At 63.1% G+C, this 20,937-nt stretch carries 16 protein-coding genes; 10 read left to right on the top strand and 6 right to left on the bottom strand.

The features are described from left to right. Positions 1-60: 60 nt before the first annotated feature. Genes J2S67_RS00245 through J2S67_RS00255 form a run of 3 tightly spaced genes read right to left on the bottom strand, consistent with a single transcriptional unit; the run spans position 61 to position 3,340 of the window. On the bottom strand, positions 61-852 hold the full coding sequence (locus J2S67_RS00245; RefSeq protein WP_052048524.1) for an SIR2 family NAD-dependent protein deacylase: 792 nt from the start codon (positions 850-852) through the stop codon (positions 61-63). Next, entirely contained in the window at positions 849-1,862 is a 1,014-nt protein-coding gene (locus J2S67_RS00250) for a patatin-like phospholipase family protein (RefSeq protein ID WP_239445828.1), read from the bottom strand. The genes J2S67_RS00245 and J2S67_RS00250 overlap by 4 nt, the downstream gene beginning before the upstream one ends. An 8-nt stretch (positions 1,863-1,870) precedes the next feature. Then, positions 1,871-3,340: an NAD-dependent succinate-semialdehyde dehydrogenase gene (locus J2S67_RS00255; RefSeq protein WP_310245192.1), complete on the bottom strand. Its 1,470-nt coding sequence runs from the start codon at positions 3,338-3,340 to the stop codon at positions 1,871-1,873. A 280-nt stretch (positions 3,341-3,620) separates the two neighbouring features. On the opposite strand from J2S67_RS00255, the gene J2S67_RS00260 reads away from it, so the two are divergent. Then, positions 3,621-4,223 (top strand): hypothetical protein, encoded by a 603-nt coding sequence (locus J2S67_RS00260; RefSeq protein ID WP_141739787.1) that lies wholly within the window; start codon positions 3,621-3,623, stop codon positions 4,221-4,223. On the opposite strand, the gene J2S67_RS00265 is transcribed toward J2S67_RS00260, so the two are convergent. After that, a complete protein-coding gene (locus tag J2S67_RS00265; protein WP_310245195.1) occupies positions 4,220-6,511 on the bottom strand; it encodes an AAA family ATPase in 2,292 nt (763 codons plus the stop codon). The genes J2S67_RS00260 and J2S67_RS00265 overlap by 4 nt on opposite strands. Before the next feature lie 141 nt (positions 6,512-6,652). Between J2S67_RS00265 and J2S67_RS00270 the strand changes: the two genes are divergently transcribed. From J2S67_RS00270 to J2S67_RS00310, 9 genes are all read left to right on the top strand, one after another. Then, positions 6,653-9,349 (top strand): choice-of-anchor M domain-containing protein, encoded by a 2,697-nt coding sequence (locus J2S67_RS00270; RefSeq protein ID WP_310245196.1) that lies wholly within the window; start codon positions 6,653-6,655, stop codon positions 9,347-9,349. Between the two features lie 3 nt (positions 9,350-9,352). After that, positions 9,353-11,140 (top strand): anchored repeat ABC transporter, substrate-binding protein, encoded by a 1,788-nt coding sequence (locus tag J2S67_RS00275; RefSeq protein ID WP_310245198.1) that lies wholly within the window; start codon positions 9,353-9,355, stop codon positions 11,138-11,140. A 157-nt stretch (positions 11,141-11,297) separates the two neighbouring features. Further along, positions 11,298-12,410: a choice-of-anchor M domain-containing protein gene (locus J2S67_RS00280; RefSeq protein WP_310245200.1), complete on the top strand. Its 1,113-nt coding sequence runs from the start codon at positions 11,298-11,300 to the stop codon at positions 12,408-12,410. Beyond that, positions 12,403-13,263, top strand: a complete 861-nt coding sequence (locus J2S67_RS00285) for an anchored repeat-type ABC transporter ATP-binding subunit (protein WP_310245202.1) — start codon at positions 12,403-12,405, stop codon at positions 13,261-13,263. The genes J2S67_RS00280 and J2S67_RS00285 overlap by 8 nt, the downstream gene beginning before the upstream one ends. Next, positions 13,257-14,180 carry an anchored repeat-type ABC transporter permease subunit gene (locus J2S67_RS00290; RefSeq protein WP_310245204.1) on the top strand — a complete coding sequence of 308 codons (924 nt, stop codon included), beginning with the start codon at positions 13,257-13,259 and terminating at the stop codon, positions 14,178-14,180. The genes J2S67_RS00285 and J2S67_RS00290 overlap by 7 nt, the downstream gene beginning before the upstream one ends. Before the next feature lie 97 nt (positions 14,181-14,277). Next, complete coding sequence (locus tag J2S67_RS00295) at positions 14,278-15,222, top strand: LysR family transcriptional regulator (protein ID WP_310245206.1); 945 nt, start codon at positions 14,278-14,280, stop codon at positions 15,220-15,222. 26 nt (positions 15,223-15,248) lie between these two features. Continuing rightward, on the top strand, positions 15,249-15,941 hold the full coding sequence (locus J2S67_RS00300; protein ID WP_310245208.1) for a 3-oxoacid CoA-transferase subunit A: 693 nt from the start codon (positions 15,249-15,251) through the stop codon (positions 15,939-15,941). Positions 15,942-16,012: 71 nt separating this feature from the next. Beyond that, the gene (locus tag J2S67_RS00305; RefSeq protein ID WP_370991832.1) at positions 16,013-16,678 is read left to right on the top strand and encodes a 3-oxoacid CoA-transferase subunit B; all 666 of its coding nucleotides are present in this window, start codon (positions 16,013-16,015) and stop codon (positions 16,676-16,678) included. Between the two features lie 191 nt (positions 16,679-16,869). Beyond that, positions 16,870-18,162, top strand: coding sequence for an MFS transporter (locus J2S67_RS00310; RefSeq protein WP_310245210.1), 1,293 nt, complete (start codon positions 16,870-16,872; stop codon positions 18,160-18,162). A gap of 14 nt (positions 18,163-18,176) precedes the next feature. On the opposite strand, the gene J2S67_RS00315 is transcribed toward J2S67_RS00310, so the two are convergent. Next, complete coding sequence (locus J2S67_RS00315; RefSeq protein WP_310245212.1) at positions 18,177-19,808, bottom strand: amidohydrolase; 1,632 nt, start codon at positions 19,806-19,808, stop codon at positions 18,177-18,179. A 75-nt stretch (positions 19,809-19,883) separates the two neighbouring features. Next, positions 19,884-20,699, bottom strand: coding sequence for an SDR family oxidoreductase (locus tag J2S67_RS00320; RefSeq protein WP_310245213.1), 816 nt, complete (start codon positions 20,697-20,699; stop codon positions 19,884-19,886). Between the last annotated feature and the right edge of the window lie 238 nt (positions 20,700-20,937).

Below are 20,937 nucleotides of genomic sequence, written 5' to 3' on the forward strand. Positions count from 1 at the left end.
GCCTTGGCAGTAGCTCCACGGTGCCTGCGGTGGGCCTCACCAGAGGCTGGGTTGTTCCGGCTAGGTTGCTGCGGCGATAAGGCAGGGGAGCACATCCTGGATCGGGTCGTTGACCACGGCGTCAGCGATCGAATCGAATGGGGTCGGTTCCGCGTTGATAATCACGACCTTCGCACCGCACTCGGCAGCCAACGGAACCAGGCCAGCAACCGGGTACACCGTGAGGCTCGTACCGATCGCGAGCACCACATCGCACGCTCGGGCCAGTTCGATGCTCGCCTGCATCGTCTCCTGATCCAGGGTTTCCTCAAACAGGATCACCGTCGCGCGAGTAATGCCACCGCACTCAGGGCACCGCGGATCAGTATCGCCGGCATGAACACGAGCGATCATCTCCGCCATCGGGCCCTCAACGCCGCAGTCCTCGCACCGCCACCGCCGCTGATTCCCATGAACCTCATGCACCAACTCCGGCGAGTTGCCGGCCACCAAATGCAACCCATCCGTGTTCTGCGTGACAATACCGGCCAACCGGCCCGAACGCTCCAACGCAACCAGCGCATCGTGCCCAGGGTTAGGTTTCGCCTTCAACGCGACCGAATCGGCACGCGCCTGCCACGCCTTACGCCGCACCCCCTCATCACCTAAATACCACGACAACGTAGAGATACGTTCCGCCTCCGGGTCCTGAGTCCAACGGCCCTGTGGGCCACGGAAATCCGGGATGCCCGATGCGGTCGAGACACCCGCGCCCGTCAACGCAAGCACACGCTTCGCCCCCGCGAGCACGCCGACCGCGGCATCGAAAGCATCAACATCGAAGTTTTCAGAGCCAGATTCTGGAGGGATCATTCGGGTACGGTTCCTGTCGCGTCGTCGCCTTTGAGCCATTCGCGCACGGCTTCGTGGCCGCGTTCGATGAGTTCTTCGTTGTCGTCGCTGTCGAGGTTGAAACTGATCGACGTGTACGGTGCGGTGTCGATCACGATCACGTTCTGGCCGATCTCCTCATTGTCGAGGCGGCGGGTCTCCCGTCCCTCCAAAACGACCTGGCCCAACGCGCGCAACTGCGCCATCGGTTTACGTACCGACTCCAACTGTTCCTTGCCGGGGGTGCGCGGCGTTAAGTTGATGCCGATGGTCGGCCAGTCAGCTTCCTTCTCCTCGTTATTGGCCAACAGTTTGATTGGGAAGTTAGAAACCAGGCCGCCATCCGCGAACGTGACCGTTCCGCGTTCACCCGTGATCTCGACAGGCTGGAACACGCCAGGTAGAGCGGCGGAAGCGTGCACAGCATCGGCCACTGAAATCTCGTCCGGATCCAAGCCGTAGTCCTCGGCGTCCCACGGGAACACGGCCATCCGGCGCTGGCTGAGGTCGGTCGCGATCGTCACGAAACCGTAGCGGTGCGTGATGTCCTCATCAGCGTACGGGGAACCATCACGGCGGAAGTCGCCGAACTTCTCCGTCCCCAGATCCTTCATGACTCCGGCGACCCACGAGTTCATGTAACGGCCCGGGTGCATACCGCCGTAGCGCATCAACCGGTACGGGATCGCCAGCTTAGACAGCGGACCGAACTTGCTCGCGATCGGCCCCGCATCCAGGATCTTACTGAAATCGAAAGAGGTCACCAGGTCAGCGAACTTATCTAGGCCCTCACCCGAATGCTTCAACGCGGCAAGCAACGCGCCCGCAAGTGAACCGGACGAGCAACCGATAATCCGCTCAAACGTATAGCCCGCCGCACGCAACTCATCCACCGCGCCCGCCAACGCGACAGCTTTCGCCCCGCCACCTTCAATCACCAGGTCGACCGGCTGCGGGGCTAGCCGCGCCTCCCTGAACGTTGCTTCAGACACGTCCCCGGTTACACCGCCATCGTGATGAGTTTTTCGATCTGGTATTCCTCAATGCCGTTGTGGCCGCCTTCCTTACCCAGCCCGGAAGCCTTCACACCACCGAACGGAGCGGCAGGGTCAGCCACGGCAGGGCGGTTCAGACCAACCATGCCCACCTCGAGCGCTTCAGCCGCGCGCATCGCCTGCATAATGTCCTGCGAATACACGTAGGCGACCAAACCGAAACGGGTGTCGTTGGCGATCCGGATCGCTTCCTCATCAGAATCGGCGATATACAGCGACGCGACGGGCCCGAAGATCTCGGTTGTCGCGATATCGGAATCCAGTGGCGCGTTCTCAACCACGGTCGGGTTCAAGAAATAACCGTCACCCTCGGGGCAGTCGCCACCGGCCAGAACCGTGGCGCCATTCTCCTGCGCATCCGCAAGCAAGCCTTGCACGCGGTCGCGCTGCTGGTCTGAGACCAGCGGCCCCACCGTCGTGTCCGGATCTGTCCCAGCACCCACGCGCAGGCGGGCGACCTCCTCGAGGAAGATCTGCTTGAACTCATCGGCAACATCCTTGTGCACGATGATGCGGTTGGCAGAAATACACACCTGGCCTGCGTTGCGGAACTTCAAGCCCGCGGCGCCTTTAGCGGCCCAACGCACGTTGGCCTTGGACAAGACGAGGAACGGTCCGTTGCCACCCAACTCCATCGAGGAGGCCATGACGTTATCGGCCGCCTGCTTCAAAAGCTGGGTACCCACCGGGGTCGAGCCCGTGAATGAGACCTTCCGCAGCCGCTCATCCTTCATGAGGTCAGCGGACTGAGCCGGGGCATCCACGGTTGGCACGAGGTTCACAACACCGGCCGGCACACCGGCTTCGTGGAGAATCTGAACGAACAGGGACATCGTCAACGGCGTCAGATCAGACGGCTTGAGCACCACGGTGCAACCCGCGGCGAGCGCGGCGCCGGCTTTGCGGGCGCCCATCGAGACAGGGAAGTTCCACGGGGTCACCAGGTAGGAGGGGCCTACCGGTTGGTAGGTGGTGATGATGCGGTAGCCGCCTTTCGGGGCGGGGGCGAAGTTGCCGGTTTGGTGTTGGACTTGTTCGGAGAACCAGCGCAGCATGTCTGCGGCGTCGGTGGCTTCGGTCTTGGCTTCGCGTAGTGGCTTGCCCATCTCCGTGGCGATCACGTGGGCGATGTCATCGGCACGTTCCAGGATCAGTTCGTAGGCTGCGCGGAGGATGTCGGAGCGCTCCCGGGTTGTTGTGGCGCCCCATTCTTTCTGTGCCGCAACAGCGGCATCTAGGGCGCGGCGCGCGTCTTCGACTCCCGCATCGGCCACCTGCGTGATCTCCTTAGCTGTGGCCGGGTTCAGTACAGGAAACGATGCGCCACTGGCGGCCGCTGTCCACTCGCCGTCGATGAACAGGCCGGTCTGGACGTCGAAAGAACCATTCGGGCTGGTGAAGGATACAGAAGTCATACATTGAGTCTCCCACGTCGCAGTCGCACACGTCACCCACGCGTCACACCTGCGGAACTGTATGTGAACTGTGGGTGTCATTGTGTACTTATTGCACGCGTTTCCGCGAATACACGGGGTTCACCTGCCTACAATGGTCAACAGCAAAAACACAGCAGCACGGATAACGGTGGCAGCCGGCGCTGGGTGACGGTGGTAGCCGTTGGGTAGCGGTGGCAGCCGTTGGGCAGTGGTGGTGGCGCAGTATCGTAAGCACGCAGCGAGGGAAGCGGGGAGAGGGATGTCTCGTTCACCTATGGCCTCGACGTGGCGTACCGATTCCCGTGCCGTGCAGCTGCATAAGTCGGTGCGGGTGACGGTCGGTTCGATCGTTACTAACCTGATCCCTACCGCGATCGTTGCGTTCTTTGTCTATACCTCGGTTGCGGGCGCGGCCGTGGGTAAAGCCCTCATGTATATAGGTATCCCGTTGGGTGGCTTGATTTTCCTGATCGCGATCGGTGGGGCCGTGGTCGCGCTCGTCGTGGCTTATACTGAACGCCGCCGCATCCGGGGCGAATCGGGAACGCATGTGGCAAGCAACGGCTCCAGTACAGAGGTGACGGGGGCTCGGATCCCTATGCTGCGCCTCTGGATCCTGCTGGTGGTGACGGTAGCGGTGACGGTTTCCCGCATTATCGCTAACTGGTGGTTCTTCGAAACCAACGGGGCGGGTTCCGCGGCACGCACCGAGGTAGGGCCAGGCCCTGTGGTTCTGACTTCGTGGATTCTCTATATCCTCGCCACGGTCGTAGCGTTCTGGACGTTCTTTGGGGTCCGCCGCTACGAAGACGCCGTAACGCTACCGGCTGATACGGCGGGATCAGAGCGGGGAGCCAGCTAACTTTCCATGGCGGCTAGGGCCGTGAGGAAGTCCGCGAGCGATACCATCGGTGTTCCGTATTTGCGTGCGTTGCGTGCCTTGCCTGATTCGCTGTTGATGTCCGCGAGCACTAGAAGGTCGGTGCGGGTTTTCGTGACGTTCGCGCTCGTGACGAAACCGCGTGCCTCGATGAACTTCGCGAACACGTGCCTATCCCATGCCTTCCCCTCCAGCGTGATGCTGCCGGTGAACGCGATCCGCGCCCCAGGCTTCAGGATGTCTGCGAGCGCGGGGCCGGCAGCTGGCGGCTCATAGGGGATCACGACGCCGTACTCAGCTTCGATGCTGCGTTTCAGTTGCTCTGTGGCCGGCCCGAGCGTGCGGCCGGCAAGCCGCGCCGCCAAGTGCTCGGTGTGCGCCGGCGTCATCCTCCCGCCCGCCGGTATGAACGTCAGGGGTTCGGGGTTGCTGCTGGGTGCGGCGGCGTGGGAATCTGCGGCAGTGTTGGAGGCGGAGACCGTGTCAGACCGGGCGGTGCGGGTGAGGAGATAGCCCGAGGATGTGGTGTGTTCCCATGCGGTCCACGGGTCCGGATCACCAGGCGCCTCGCTCGATTCGACGAAGAGCGGCATGCGTTCTAGAACGCCGAGGCGGCGGAGCTCGAAGTCGATCAGCCCACGCAGAGTATCCGCGTTTGTGGCCACGACTGTCCTGCCCTCAAGCAGTGGACCGAGCCCGGTCAACGCTTGCGCCGTATCCGGGGCGAGGGTCAGCATGTCCGCATCAATCCCGTGCGTTGCCGCCGCATTTCCTAAGTCACGGCCGGGGTTCACCAGGGTTGAAGCCTGGCCTCCATCCGATGTGACTACCGAGACCTCGAGCGGCCGCGGACGCCAGCCTCGACCTGCGTCCCCCACCGTGAGGACCGTGAGGAAGGCAAGCCCACCATCGTAAGCAGTGTTGCCGGGCCCAGGGTTACTGTTGGGTCCAGTGTTGTCGCCTCGGTTCAGGACGCGTTGGCTGCGCAGGAAGCGACGTAGCGAGGGGGCTACTTGGATGTCTTTCGGGAGTACGGTTCGCCGCAAAACCAGCCCCTCCAGCGAACGCACGCGGGAGAGCGCGACATAGAGTTGACCGTCGGTGAACACGCCGCCGCGGATGTCGACGATCGCGCGTTCGAGGGTTTGGCCTTGGGCTTTGTGGATGGTGATGGCCCACGCGAGCCGCATGGGTAGCTGCCGGAACGTGCCCTGCACCGTGTTGGATAGCCGGCCGCTCTCGAGTGCGATAGGGGAGAGGACTTCCCACGTGTAGGGCCGGGCGATGAACATGTCCCCGCCGGGTGTCGCGACGGCGGCCCACGGTTCGCCGTCTTTGTCCCAGCCGAGGTCTGTGATTTCGCCGAGGGTTCCGTTGACCCACCTGTCCAGCGGGTCGTTGACCACCATCATGACTTGCGCGCCGATCCGCAGCTGAAGTTCGTGCGGGACGGGCGGGTCGAAACCGGTGAGGTCGCCCACGGTGTCGGCATCGGAGGTGAGTGAGAACGTAGCGAGCTTTTCGAGTTCGCGCCGGTTTGCGGCATCGGCCATCCGGTTGGTGGTGGTCAGGGTCATCCACGGTTCGTCGGCGGGTGGTGTGAAGTGCGGGTCGACGCGTTCGTTGAGTTCCGCGAGCCCGCGTTGGGTTAGCGAGCCATCACGCACTCCGTTGAGTAGTTCCGTGAACCGGGAGCCGTGCTCTTGCCGGAACACGTGGCTGAGCTCGAAAACCGGGAAAGAATTCTCCGGGAAATGCCGCGCGGAAAAGAAATAGGGGCTGCCGTAGTCCCGCTCAAACTGTGCTTGTTCGGTCGGGGCGACGACGGGCGGCAACTGATACACGTCCCCCACCAGAACCAGTTGAACCCCGCCGAACTGCTCGCCAGGCCTCGGCCCATACAGTTCCAGCGCCGCGGCGAGCGCATCGAACAGATCGGCCCGCACCATCGAGGCCTCATCAATCACCAGAACATCCAGTTGCTCAAGCACTTCACGATGCGCGGCCGGCGAATAGCGCGGCGAACGGACGAACTCCTCCGTCACCCCAGGCCGGAAACTGAACAGCCGATGCAGGGTCAGCCCGCCGACGTTCAACGCCGCCATCCCCGTGGGGGCGGCAACCAGCACGTTGCGTGTGGTCTGCTCCATAAACAGCCGCACGAGCGTGGACTTGCCCGTGCCTGCTTTACCCGTGATGAATGCGTGATTGCCCACCTGAAGATGGTTGAGCGCGGCCCTCAACTCCGGGGTCATCACGATGCCAGACATGCCCCGATCCTATCCGTGCCAGTTGCGTGTGGGCGGAGGCCGGGTGTGCGAAGCCGGGGCGAGTGTGGTAGGAATGTATAGCTATTGCAAATGAGTCTCAATAGCAATAACGGTATTCTTCTCACTAGAAAGCGCACAGCCATGCCGCCACTAGGGACACCAGGGAATCAGCTTCCCGCCACCAACTCCGCTGAACGAGTCAGCGCTGACACACGTACCAGCGCCGATACCTTCAGTGCCGCCTCGCGTTCTGCTGACGTAGCTTCCAGCACCAAACAATTCGCCGCCAAGGGCGCGAAGGCCCGCATTGCCTCAACCACGGGTGTGTTGGCCCTGCTGTTGGCGGGAATCTCGCCGGTAGCGGCCGCGCACGCCAACACCGCGCCAGCCAACACGGCCGCGGCCCAGACCTCGGTTGCAGGTTTGGGTGCTCATAACGCAACGACGGGCTTGGCCGCCTATAACAGCGCTACGGTTCCGGCCGCGGACCATCTGATCTTGGAGGCGGGCCACGTTGATGCGTTCAATGTCACCGCATCGAACGGTGCTTTGAAGCTCAATCTCAAAGAAGACGTCACTGGCTCCCATGTACACCGCGACCCGTCCAAGGTTGAGCTGCACGTCAAGGATGCCGCTAAGCGGGACATCCCAGCAGGCTGGCCGGGTGCTGGGCAAAGCTATTTCTTGCCGCAAACCCAGGACCACAATCTGCTGTGGCCGGGCTGGGACACCCTCGGGACCCAGGGCGGCGGGGTCGGTAAGCACGTGGATCTCGTGTTCACCTCTGTCCAAGGACCGGGCAAGGTGTACTTGTTTGGGACTAACGGCTTCGGGCAGATGAGCCCACTTCTGAAGAACGGCGCAACCCAACTCACAGCGGGTGCGGTGCGCGAACAAACCTATCCGGCCCATACCCACGCGAACTGGGCCTTCACCAAACCGGGCCTGTACAAGATCACGCTCAAAGCACGTGGAACCCAAACCAGCTCCGGGGCGATCATCGAATCCCCGGCGCAGACCTACTACTTCACCGTAGGCTCCGCCCACAAGGGAACAGCGTTCACCAAACCGGCACCCGCACCAGCACCTGCGCCGACACCAACGCCGACGCCGAAGCCGGCTCCGGAGAAACCAAAACCGGCACCGAAGCCAAAACCAGCGCCGAAACCGACGCCTCAACCAACTCCGACGCCAGCTCCTGAGAAGCCAACGCCAGCGCCAGCGCCGTCTGAGTCAGCCAAGCCGACCCCAGCGCCAGCTCCGGAGAAACCAAAACCGGCACCGGAAAAGCCGAAGCCGAAGCCGGCGCCGAAACCGGAACCATCTGAGTCGGCCTCGCCTGAGAAGCCAGCACCGAAGCCAAAGCCTGAGAAACCGGCGCCGAAGCCAGAGAAAACGGCCCCAGCGAAGCCAGCCCCTGAGAAGCCAGCGCCAGCGCCGGGCACCGGAGAAGCTCCAGCTGACACCTCACCGCAGGCGCCGGGTGATGCTGCGCCGCAGGCACCCGCTCCAGAAGCTCCGGCTCCAGGTGCGCAAGTTCCCGGCGCGCAGGCTCCAGACGTGCCGGCCGATGTGCCAGCACCGGGCGCGCCAGCTCCAGCACCGGGCGCGCCTGCTGCGCCGGTGACCCCGGAGTGCACCCCGGTCGAGGAACCACGTGAGGCAACGCAGGCCGAAATCGATGCGGCCACATCGTCCGAAGATTCCACGGCAGAAGATTCCAAGACGGAAGACTCCACAGCCGAGAGCTCCAAGGGCTCGAAGGCCGATCGTTCCGCAACTACCGGCGGCGTCACCAGGGGCGGCACCAGCCTGTTCTCCGTGGCGGGTCTGCTGCCGACGTCACGGGTCAGCGGCAGTGTGACCATCCCAGCGAACTCGCACGTGCACCCGAACTGGGTGTTCTCCAAGCCGGGCTCCTACACGGTACAGATCCGGCAGAACGCAACCCTCAAGAGCGGTGGGACCGCGTCAGCACGCGCAACGCTGCGTTTCAACGTCGGCCCAGGTGCCGCCGGTGTGACGGGCGGACACTTCGACCTCGGTTCGCAACTGAAAGGCTCCACCCTCAAGGCCTCCCTCAAAGACGACCGTAAACAGCCAGCCGCGTGGGTTGAGCCAGGTTCGCTCTCTTTCGCGCTCGGTGATGCCGCACGCACTTCCGCCCCGGCAGGCATCGACTTCGTGGCACCGCAAGGCTCCAACGTGTGGATGGTCCCGTCCACACAGATCCCAGGTGTGCCGTGGATCGGCGCGAACACGATGCACCCATCCCTCAAAAACACCACCGGACCCGTTACATGGACGCTCGAATCCGTGTCCGGCCCCGGCAACGTAGCCGTGTTCACCTCCGGGAACTTCGGTCAAATCGTCGGCCAACGCTGGTTCCACTCCACCGCAAGCACCCCAACGCCAGGCCAGAAACCAAGCCAGCCACAGGGAGCCAAGCCAGGCCAGCCTGAACAGCAAGGCACAGGCCAGGGCGCAGACAAGGGCCAGGGTGCAGGCGGCGGCGCAGGCCAAGGTGAAGGTTCAGATGCGGCAGGTGGCACATCGGACGCTGGGGGCTCCGCACCCAAGGTGACGGTGCCCGGGATCGCGAAAGACCAAGCCTCCGCCAAGGAAGGCCAGCTGTTCAAGAAGGACGGCAAGGTCATGATCATGGACACCGTGGGCCGCACCGCGGACGGCCAGCCGTGCGCACTGCCTGACGCTGGCGGGGCATCGCTGGCCCGCACCGGCGTGGACGCCGCACAGCTCGGCGCTGCCGGTGGCCTACTGACGGTGATCGGTGCGGCAGCGTTCATGCTGTACCGCCGCGCACGCCGCGCGGAGTAACGCGTGCGCGGACACCAACCGGATAACAGCCAGCCCGCCCCCAACGGGCCGGCACATACGCGGGGGCTCTCGCGGCGAACGTTCATCACGCTCGCCGCGGGAGCCGCCGCCGCGGCTGTTTTCCTTCCCGGCACAACAAGCCGCGGCCTCACCTCCGGCGGGCTGCGGATCGTCGCAACCACCGGAATCCTCGCCGACCTGACCCGCAACGTAGTCGGAGCCGATGTGCACGTCAGCGCTTTGGTGCCCGAAGGCGCTGACCCGCACTCCTTCGAACCCACACCACGTGCGATGCGCGACATCGCGCTAGCCGACCTCGCGTTCTCCAACTACCTCATGCTGGAAGAACAATCCATCATTCGCGCGATCGACGCCAACATTGGCGCGGACGCAACCCACATCGCGCTCGCCGAAGAAGCCTCCGGCTACGGCGCCGAAATCATTCCACTCGTTGAGTCACGATCCCTCGACGCGGTCTGGCTCGGTTTGAGGGTCGCGGCCGCCAGCGCTGGCGAGGCTGGCGGCGGCGGTGGTGATGCTGGAAAAGCTGGCGGTAAAGGCGGTGGCACTGGCTCGGGGGCCCGCCGCGGTGATGCGACAAGGCTCGGGCTGGTATCGGCGGAGGGCCCGGGGACGGTGTTCGCGTTCGTGACGGGAACGTTCGGGCGGCCAGAGAAAGTCTTCGACTCCTCCCTGCCGGAGAACGCGCGCGAGAACATCACGAACCTGCCACCCGGCGCCCACACCCATATGTCGTGGGCGTTCACCGAACCGGGCACCTATACGCTTTCCTTCCGCGCCACACCTGCCGCAAGCGGGACGCTTGGCAACAACTCAGGCGGGACACTCGGCGGCGAGGCCCTCGGCGCTGGGGCTGATCCGGCCTCACGCGATACAGCCGATGCTTCTGGCGCCGTGGTCTCGACGTTGCGGATCGCGGTGGGCGTGAGCCCCGAGGAGGCCGCCGCAGACATGCCGGCGGGGGTTGCGGGGGCGGGGCCGCGCATCGTGGGTAAGGGGCATGCGGACATCACGGTGGATACAGCGAAGCGGCGGCTCGTGTTGCGTGTGGATGAACCGCAACCGGAGGACATTCCGTTGGAGAACACGGTGATCCATGTGCCGCCGAAAGCGCTACAACCGATCCCGGCTGACCCGGCGTTCAGGTTCATCGGCCGCCCCGGTACTGATGTGTATCAGTTGCCGCAAGCGGTGCTCGGTAAGCATGTTCACGGCGAAATCGACCCGCATTTGTGGCATGACGTGAGCAACGCGCAAGCCTATGTTGAGGTGATCCGCGATCAGGTGATCAAGAAAGACCCGCGGAACGCGTCCCGTTACCGCGGCAACGCATCGGCCTATATCGCCCGGTTGGACGAGGTCGATGACTATGTGGCGCGTTCCATCGCTTCCATCCCGGAACGCAACCGGAACCTCGTGACCACACACGAGGCCTACGGGTATCTCGCGAACCGGTATGGGCTGGATGTTGCGGGGTCGGTTTCACCCTCGCCGGGGCAGGAGCCATCGCTGGCTGAACGTCGCAGGCTCGCTGCGACCCTGCGTGACCTCAACGTTCCTGCCGTTTTCATCGAACAAACCGCGGGCGGCACCGCTCAATCCTTGCGGGACGCCGCGCAACTGGCCGGGGTGGGCGTCGCGCCGATTTGGGGTGACGCATTCACCCCCGGAGTCAACACATACGAACTCTTGATGCGCGCCAACGCTGACTCGCTCGCGCGTTCACTCGGAGGCAAACCCCTAGGTGAGCACGATGCGCCCGGCCGCTAACTGCGCACCGGCGCTGGCCCCGTTGCATGTTGGCGGCCGCCGCCACTTGCCGCCGGGCCCGGGCCTAACTGCCGCTTGCCGTCAGCCCCGAGCCTAACTGGCGACTGCCGCTGACCCTACTCACTGCTGAATTCTGGAATTAATAAGGACACTCACGATGCTGAAGTTACATACGCCACCGCATACAGCCGCGCCTGCAGCACACAGCGGATTGCCCCGGCTGTCCACGCTTTTGCTGGCCGCCATGATTGCGTTCGCGCTCGCTGTTGTTGGGGTTCTCGCGGGGGTTTTCGGGCAGGTTCCTGCCGCGCACGCTGAGCCGTCCTCGGATGACCCAGCACTCGAGCAGACGGTGGAATCGGATGAACGCACCGTCACTGGCAAGGCCGCGGTTTTGGATGTGGGGCACGCTGATCTAGGGATGCGACGCGTGGATGGCAAGTGGGTTATGCAAGTGCGTGATGACCGGACTTCCCCTGCGGTGTGGCGCAACCTCGAAGACGTTGTGATCCAGGTGCATGACGCCGGTAAACAACAGATCCCGGAAAGCGGCTACGAATTCACCGGCGCGAAAGGCGGGGATGAGGCCTGGGTTGTTCCTCAGGTGGAGATTTCCGGTGTGGTGTGGCTCGGCTGGAACACCCAGGACCCCGAGCTCATCAAACATGCAGACCGCGGCGTGACCATGAAGTTCAGCAAAGCAACCGGACCCGGGCAGATGACCCTGTTCCTGCAACCCGGTAACTTCGGCGACCCGCAACTGTTAGTGGATAGCTCCAACCTCGCCGAACACAACAGCGTGTTCATCGAGAAGAACACGCACACGCACGCGAACTGGGTCTTCACACGCCCCGGCCAGTACACGGCCCAGCTCACGATGACCGCCGAAGACAAGGACGGTAAGAAGGTCTCCGCCTCAGGTTCGCTCGTGTTCGCGGTAGGGGACTCCACGAACACCGAAGAGGCGCTCGCCGCGGCCAAGGAAACCAACAGCGCCACTGGCAAGGATGCGGCGGGAGAGGCCGCCGGGCACGATGCGGCAGGCGACGATGCAGAAAACGATGGTGCGAACAACGGCGCCGGCGACAGCAAGTCGGCCGATACCGCAGCCGATGCGGGCGAGACCAAGCCTGCAGGCGCGTCGTTGGCGTGGTGGCTTGCCGGTGGCGCCGCCGTCGTGATCGCGGCGGGCGTGGCTGTTGGTGTGGTGGTGCAACGCAAGCGCCGCGCAACCGAGGCAGAAGTGTGGGGTAGCGGTGCCGGTGAGTGAGAATAACGGCATCGCGGTGCTTGAGGGCCGCGATGTGTGCGTGAATTTGGGGCAGCGGCCCGTGTTGGAGCACGCCTCGATCACCGCTTCCGCTGGTGAGATCCATGTTTTGCTTGGCCCGAATGGTGCGGGTAAAACCACGTTGATGCGTGCGTTGCAGGGGCTGGTTCCGTTAGCGGGCGGTTCGGTGAGTGTGGCTGGCCGTTTGGGTTATGTTCCGCAACGCCACGACATCGACTGGACGTTCCCTGTGGCGGCAGCGGACGTGGTGCGGCTCGGTCTGGTGCGTTCGGTTTCCCGCTGGCGTCGCCTCAGTGTGGGGCATATGAAGCGGGTTGCGCACGCGTTGGAGCGGGTTTCGATGACGCACTTGCGTGACCGTCCGATCTCGGAGATGTCTGGTGGGCAGCGGCAGCGGGTCATGATCGCTCGCGCGCTGGTTCTAGAGCCGAGCGTCCTGCTACTCGATGAGCCATTCACGGGGCTAGATATGCCTACCCAGGAAGAACTGTCGGCCTTGTTCGTGGAGTTGGCGCGGCAGGGTGCGGCGATCGTGATGTCCACGCACGATCTCAGCCACGCCCTGACCATCGCCGACCGTGTCACGCTCCTGAACCGCACCGTGATCGCTAACGGCCCACCACACGCACTCGGCGATCCGGGGCTTTGGCAACGCACCTTCCAAGTCAGCGAAGCCTCGCCACTGCTCACCCAAGTCGGCGCCTTCACCGGCGCCGCCGCGGAGGCAGCAACCGCGCCGGAAGTAACAACAGCATCGGAGGCTGCCTTCACATCGGCCCCAGCCACCGCATCGGAGGCTGCCACAACAGTAGAAGGGGTGCGCTCATGCTGACGCCGTTGGATTTTCTACAGGATCTGTTCAACCCGCAGCTCGCGTTTTTGCCGAAGGCGCTGGTGGTTGCGACGTTCTCGGCACTGGTGTGCGCGGTGGTGGGCACGCACGTGGTGTTGCGGGGGATGACGTTCATGGGGGACGCGATTTCGCATGCCGTGTTCCCGGGGCTTGCGGTGGCGTTTGTGTTGCAGGGTTCGCTGTTGTGGGGCGGGCTGATCGCTGGCGTGGTGACCGCGGTTCTGATCGCGGTGTTGAGCCAGAATGAGCGGCTGCGTTCGGATACGGTGATCGGTATTTTGATGGTCACGATGTTCGCGATCGGCATTGTGGTGATGTCTCGCGCGCCCGGCTATTCGGGAAGCCTCAGCACGTTCTTGTTTGGTTCGTTGACCGGTATCCCGGATTCGGCGCTGGTGACCACGGTGCTGGGGTCGATGTTGATCCTCGCTGTTTTGGCGGTGTTCCACCGTGATTTGGTGATGGTGGGGCTGGACCGCGGTTACGCTACGGCGATCGGGATGCGGGTCATGGCGCTGGATATTGTGCTGGCGGTTGTGGTGACCTTCGCAGTGGTCATGAGTGTGCAGACGATCGGCAACATCCTGGTGATTGCGCTTCTGGTGACCCCGGCGGCGGCCGCGCGGATGGTGTGCGACAGGATGGTTCCGATGATGCTCACCGCCGCGTGCTTTGGTGTGCTGGGTGCGTTCGTGGGGATCTATGTTTCGTGGGCTGTTGACCTGCCGACGGGTGGCGCCGTAGTGCTGGTGTGCGCGGTGATTTTTGTGCTGGCGTGGCTTTTGGGACCGCGCCACGGTGTGCTCGCCCGGCAGCGCGGCGTACGCGAACGCGGTGTACGTGAACAGAACGGCCAGGGACGCGTCCGCGCGGGTGCAGCGGCGACCGACGCCTAGATTTATCTCGTGCGCTTATCAATCCACTCCAAATATATATTTCAGTTCCTATTGATTGCTCCTTATTCTTAAAGAAGAGTTATCAAAGGAGGTGGCCGTGGAAATCAAAGCGTTGAGGTACTTCACGGCAGTGGCTGAAACCCTCCACTTCGGCGAGGCCGCGATGCGGTTGCATATCGCTCAGCCCGTACTTTCGCAGACGATCGCCCGGCTAGAAAAAGAACTCGGCACAACACTGCTGAACCGTACTACCCGCAAGGTTGAACTCACGGACGCTGGCGCGTACCTGAACCGGGAGGCCCGCCGCGTTCTGGCCGATGTGGATTCGATGTTCGCTGGTGTGCGCAACATCGCCGGCGGCTCGGCAGGCATCATCCGCATCGGGTTCACCGGAACCACGGGTTTCGCGCAGCTGGCCCGCATCAAACAAGCCGTGGCCGAGGCCCTACCGAATATCACGCTGGAAGTGCACACTGACCTTCTCACCCCGGCCCAGCTTGAACGGATCCGCAACGGGCAACTGGACATGGGGATTCTGCGTGGACACACATCGGACCCAGCGTTGGAAACCTATCCGTTAGGAACCGAGAAGCTCGTGGCCGCGATGCCGGAAGGACACCGGCTCGCATCCGTAGAAGGCGAGCTCGCCCTCAAAGAATTTGAGGAAGAGCACTTCATTGCATTCGGCGACCAGCGTTCCAACGTCAACGCCCGCGCCGTAGCGAGCTGCCATGCCGCGGGATTCACCCCCCACATCGCGCACACCGCGCCAGGCACGGCAGGGCTCCTCGCGTTGGTTGCCGCGGGAGCTGGGGTCGCGTTCATCCCCGAATCCGTGCAAGCCCTACGTCCGCAGGGTGTGGTGTTCAAGTCCGTGCCGGAAACCCTGCCGACTGACCTCGCGCTCGTGACCCGCGCCGGAACATCCAGCCCCGTCGTGAAGCACGTCATCGAAGCGCTCGTGGACAACGACGTCGTCAGCGCCGACGCAGACAATCCAGACCGACTCAACAACAAACAAGTTCCCGTAACGCAGGCTTAGGTAGGACTCACTGAAGGGAGATCGATGTGGCACAGACACGGTTCCATGAATCCGCGCTCGCCGCAGTAGAAGGCATCAAGGACGGCTCGACTGTTCTGATCGGCGGCTTCGGTATGGCGGGGATGCCCGTCACGCTGATTGACGCGCTGATTCAGCAGGGGGCGAGCGACCTCACGGTCGTATCGAACAACGCTGGTAACGGTTATACGGGGCTCGCGGCGCTGCTGCAGGCGGGACGCGTACGCAAGATGGTGTGCTCGTTCCCACGCCAATCCGATTCCTACGTGTTCGATGAGCTGTACCGCGCGGGCAAGATCGAGCTTGAGGTGGTGCCGCAGGGCAACCTCGCCGAGCGTATGCGTGCCGCTGGTGCCGGCATCGGCGCTTTCTTCTGCCCAACCAGCTACGGAACCCCGCTCGCAGAGGGTAAGGAAACCCGCGAGATCGACGGCCGTAACTATGTGCTGGAGTACCCGATCAAGGGCGATGTGGCGCTGATTCACGCGGAGACCGCGGACAAGATGGGCAACCTCGTGTACCGGAAGACGGCCCGGAACTTCGCGCCAGTCATGGCGACCGCCTCGACCCGCACGATCGTTGAGGTCAACAACGTGGTTGAGGTGGGCGAGCTGGACCCAGAGAACATTGTGACCCCGAAGATTTACACCGACGACGTCCTCGACTTGTCGGCCCTGCCAAAGGCGGAGACCGCAGCATGAGCCAGGACAACGTGAAGAATCAAGCCGTAGGCGCCACTGACGCTGTAGGCGCTGACGTGGCGGGCGCTGACGTGGCGCGCGGCACGGTTGAGCACACGGACCGCGGCCCACTGGAGAAGACCGAGATGGCGCAGATGGTGGCGCGGGACATCCCGGATCACTCGTTCGTGAACTTGGGTATTGGGCAGCCGACGCTGGTCGCTGACTACCTGGATGCTGATTCCGGCGTGACGCTGCACACCGAGAACGGGATGCTCGGCATGGGCCCAGCCGCTAAGGAGGATGAGGTTGATGAGGAGCTCATCAACGCCGGCAAGATTCCAGTGACCGAGTTGCCGGGGGCGAGCTTCTTTCATCACGCGGATTCCTTCGCGATGATGCGCGGCGGCCACCTGGACGTGTGTGTTTTGGGTGCGTTCCAGGTTTCCGGTGGCGGCGACTTGGCGAATTGGTCCACGGGCGCCCCGGACGCGATCCCGGCGGTGGGCGGCGCGATGGACTTGGCGATCGGCGCGAAGGACGTGCTGGTCATGATGACGCTGTTCACCAAGGACGGCAAACCGAAGCTGGTTCCGGAATGCACCTACCCGTTGACCGGTACGGGCTGTGTTTCCCGCGTTTACACGGATCGCGCGATCTTCGACCTGACCGACGACGGCGTGGTTGTTCTGGAGACGTTCGGGATGAGCTTCGACGAACTTCAGGAAGCCCTCGACATCGAACTCAAGCGCGCATAGTTAGCGCTCGATTAGTTAGCCCGAGAGGCGGCGACGGGGCCGGCTTGGTTGCGTACCAAGCCGGCCCCGTTGTTGTTGGTATAGGATTCAGGATGTTGTGTTGTAGGTCACATGGGGGTCGCGCTGCTGAGGGGCCGTTTTGTTGAGAGGCCGCGCTGCTAACTGGGTCCTGTTGCCAGAAATGAGTTGTCATGGGTGTGGTTAATCGCCGGTTGCGGTTGGCGAAAGCCTCGAACGCTACTGACGCGTTTTTCGTTCAGGCGTTCGGGCCGTGGATTGAGATTGTCGCGGTTGCCCTCCTCGCCGCGAGCGCGTGGCAGATGGGTCTACTGAACGCGCTGACCATGGTGGCGTTCATGATTCTGGGCATCCCCATCGGCGTTTTTGTTGACCGTTTCGAGGCAGTCCGGGTTTTGAAGCTCGCGCTTGTGGCGAAGGTTGCGCTCGCCGCAGTGCTTGTTGCGGTGGCGGCGAGTGGGCACCTGAGCATCCCCTTCCTGCTCGTGTTCGCGACCGTCATGGGTATTGTGACGGTCGCGACGGAGACCGCGCAGGTGTCCACGGTCCCTGCTCTTGTGGATCATGACGGACAGATCAGCCGGACTGTAGCGAACATCGCCACGTGGGACCGGATCGCTTCACTTGTTGCGCCGGTCGCTGTCGCTTATGGTGTCACGAGGTTGGGCGCTAACTGGACGCTGCTGGCGGCCGTCGGTTTCGCGGTGCTCGCGATGATTCTCGCGCTGTTCATCGCGCGGCCGCGCGTGAGGCAGGCTGGGGCGGATGCGGCGGAGTCGGGTGATGATGCCGGGGTCGATACTGATACCGCCGAGCAGGCCGCCGGGCAGGTACCCGCGAAGCAGTCGTTTTGGGAGCAGGTTAAAGACGGCTGGTCGGTGCTGGTTGCTGACCGGCAGTTGGCGGGTATGACGTGGCTTTCGGCGTTTACTAACGCTGGTTTGTCGATGGGTGCAGCGGTTGAATCGATTCTGGTCATTCAAACTTTGGATTTGGGTGTCGAGTTTTACGGCATTCTTGGTTCCTTGGCGGCGGTTTCCGGAATTGCGGCGTCGTTCGTCTCGGGCCGTATTGCTGATGCAGTTCCGGTCAGGAAACTGTACGTGTGGGGCGGCATGGGGCAGTGTGTTGCCGCGTCCTTGCCGCTGTTCGCGTTCGCGGCGCCGCAAGCGGCCGTCGTGTTGCTGATTATTCACACGATGGCGTGGGGCGGCATCTTGACCATCACGAACGTGGCCTCGCAGATCTATGCCGCGACCACCGTCGAACAGCGCCTGCTTGGTCGAATTTCTGCGTTCCGCCGCACATTCACGAGGGGGTTGGTTCCGATCGGTAGCATTGTCGGCGGTGTGCTAGGCACGGTTGCGGGCCTGTGGTTGCCGCTGCTTTTATGGCCGGTTTTCACGCTGTTCGGTGTGCTGATCTACATGGCGTTGGATCGCCGACGCGGCCCAGACACAGCCTAGAGAGGCGACTAGGCTCAGGCGACTGGGAAGACCTTCTTGCCGGCGAACCACGTGCTGACCGGCTGAATCGTGGTGATGTCCTCGACCGGGCAGGCGAGCGGGTCGGTTTCTAGGATCACAAAGTCCGCCGCCTTACCTTCAGTGATGGAGCCGGTCTGTTCACCGAGGCCCATCGCGCGGGCGGAGTTGATCGTGTAGGTAGCCAGCGCTTCTTCACGGGTGAGTGTTTGTTCCGGCCACAGCTCGCCCGGGAATTCCCCGGTCGGGTCTTTGCGGGTCACGAGCCCATAGAGCGCTTCCCACGGATTTGGTGAAACAGACACAGGCCAGTCGGAACCGGCAGCGATCAGCGCCCCAGCCTCCGTCAAAGCACGGTTCGGGTGCGCTTTGCTTCCGCGTTCTTCACCCAGGACAGACTTGATGGCCTCAATGATCACGCCAGGGAACCACAGCGACGGCGAAATATCCGCCGCAACGTTCAGTTCAGCGAAACGCGGGATGTCTTCCTCCGTGACGAACTGGCCGTGCGCAACCTGGTACAGCACCTCGTCGTAGCCGGCTTCGCGGACCTTCTGCACAGCATCCAAAACGGCGCGCACCGACGCATCGCCCGTGCAGTGGATCTTCGCGGAAATGCCGCGTTCAGCGGTACGCAGCAGCCACGTTTCAAGCTCCTCATACGGCATAGTCATGTGGCCGTGCGTGCACGCGTGCCCTTCCGCGGGAAGGTACGGTTCAACGAACGCCGCCGTCAAAGCCGGTGGGACGCCGTCGAGGAAAATCTTGATGAAATCAGGTTTATGGTGCTCGCTGCGGGTGTGCTCCATCCCGAAAATGACGTCTTCCCCGACCGGCTGATAACCGAAAATGAACTCCTCAACCGGGGTGCTGGAAACAACCCACGAGTTCAGCTCGCCCGCATCATCCAACGCCTTGACGGCCTCCATGATCTGTAGGGAGGCGGCGGCATCCTGGAAACCCGTGATGCCGTACGCGTTGAGCATCTCAACCGCTTTGGCCGTGGACGCCTTGAGAGCCTCCGCCGATTCCGGCTGATCCGCCGCCTTAGCCAACTCCACCAGAACGCCCGCGGATTCGATGAGCCAGCCCGTCGCGTTGCCGGCGCTATCGCGGGAGATGACCCCGCCGTCGGGGTTCGGGGTGTCCGTGGCGATCCCGGCCTTCCGCATCGCAAGCGAGTTAGCCCACCGGTTATGAAGCGAATCATCCGTAAGTAATACGGGGTGGTCGCCGGAGGCCTCATCGAGCGCGGCGAGCGCTTCAGCGGTGTCGATGGTGCCGATGAGGTCCGAACCTACCGAGCCGCCATAGATCCACTCGCCGGCAGGGGTTTCGGCGGCGCGGGCGCGTACGGCTGCGAGGATTTCGTCCAGGTTCGCGGTGGGCGGGAACGTGAGGTCGGTGAGCTCGCGGCGGCCACCATGATTGTGATGGTTATGTACGTCGATGATGCCCGGCAGGACCGTGTAACCGGTTAGGTCAACCGAGTCCGCGCCTTGCTCCAGAAGCTCGCGGGCGTCGTCACCCACCGCAACGATGCGGCCGTCATCCACCGCGAACGCATCAGTTTTAGGGGCGGCGGCATCCATAGTGTGAACCGTGGCGGAATGAAAAACAGTCGTCATCGAAACCTCCAAAGCATCTTCGGGTGGGGCGCGGGAATTTGCGGGTGGACAGAGCTATTTGCGGACGGGGCGGAGCTATTTGTGGACGGGGCGGATGGCTAGGTTTTCGATCATCGCCTCTGGCGTTGCGTCTACCGCGAGCCGGACCGTCGCCGCAACCGATTCGGGGCGGATGTACAGCGAGCCGTTGTAGTCGTGGTTGCCGTAGGAGGCCTGCAGTTCGACCTGCATGTCAGTATCCACGCGGCCCGGATGGATCGAGGTGACCCGCACCGATCCGCGTTCCTCCTCCCGCAACGCATCCGAAAACGCACGTAGAGCGAACTTAGAACCCGAATAGACGGCAGCCCCCACGCCGGAGAAGTAGCCGGAACCGGAGTTGATCGTCACAACCTGACCACGCGCCGCACGCAGCGCAGGTAGCAACAGACGCGTCAGCTCGGCCACAGCGAAAACATTCACGGAGAACACCCGCTCATACACATCCCACGGGGTCTCCGCGACCGTCTCGCCATCAGCCACACCCGCTGAATGCACCAACACATCCAGCCGCGGGAGGGCATCCGCGCCCTCGCCAAAACCGCTTGCGGTGGCACCCTCGCCGGAACCGCCAGCACCAGAACCGCCGCCGAAGCCGGCGTCCGCGACAGCGCGGGCGATCGCGTCCTTATCTGTCAGCTCGGCGATGAACGGGCGGGCACCCGGGAACTCGGCCAGCACATCGGCCAGTGAATCCTTACTAGAGGCGCCCAAGATCAGGTCATGCGTCGAGGACAGCTCGCGGGCGATCGCCAACCCGATCCCACGCGAAGCACCCGTAATCAACGCAACCGGCCTACCGGATTCAGCAGCCTCGGCAGATTCAGCAACAGAACCATGTGAAGTACTCATGCAACCAACGTAGCGGGTCAACGTCGCGCGGGAAACAGGTGGCATGGAAATCGCTGACCAAAGGGACAGAATCGCTGACCAAAGGAGCAGCCAACCAGGAAACAGTCACCGGGCAACCGTTGCGTTGGGTGACCGCCGCGCTGGAAGTCGAGTTCCGGATTCGGGCCGCTTACGTTTAGCATGAGAGGCACATCACTCTTTACTGTTTCATTAACAGTTCTTTGTTGTTCGCGATAGG

Origin of the sequence: Pseudoglutamicibacter albus (assembly GCF_031458175.1) — a bacterium.
In the GTDB taxonomy this organism is placed as follows: Bacteria; Actinomycetota; Actinomycetes; order Actinomycetales; family Micrococcaceae; genus Pseudoglutamicibacter; species Pseudoglutamicibacter albus.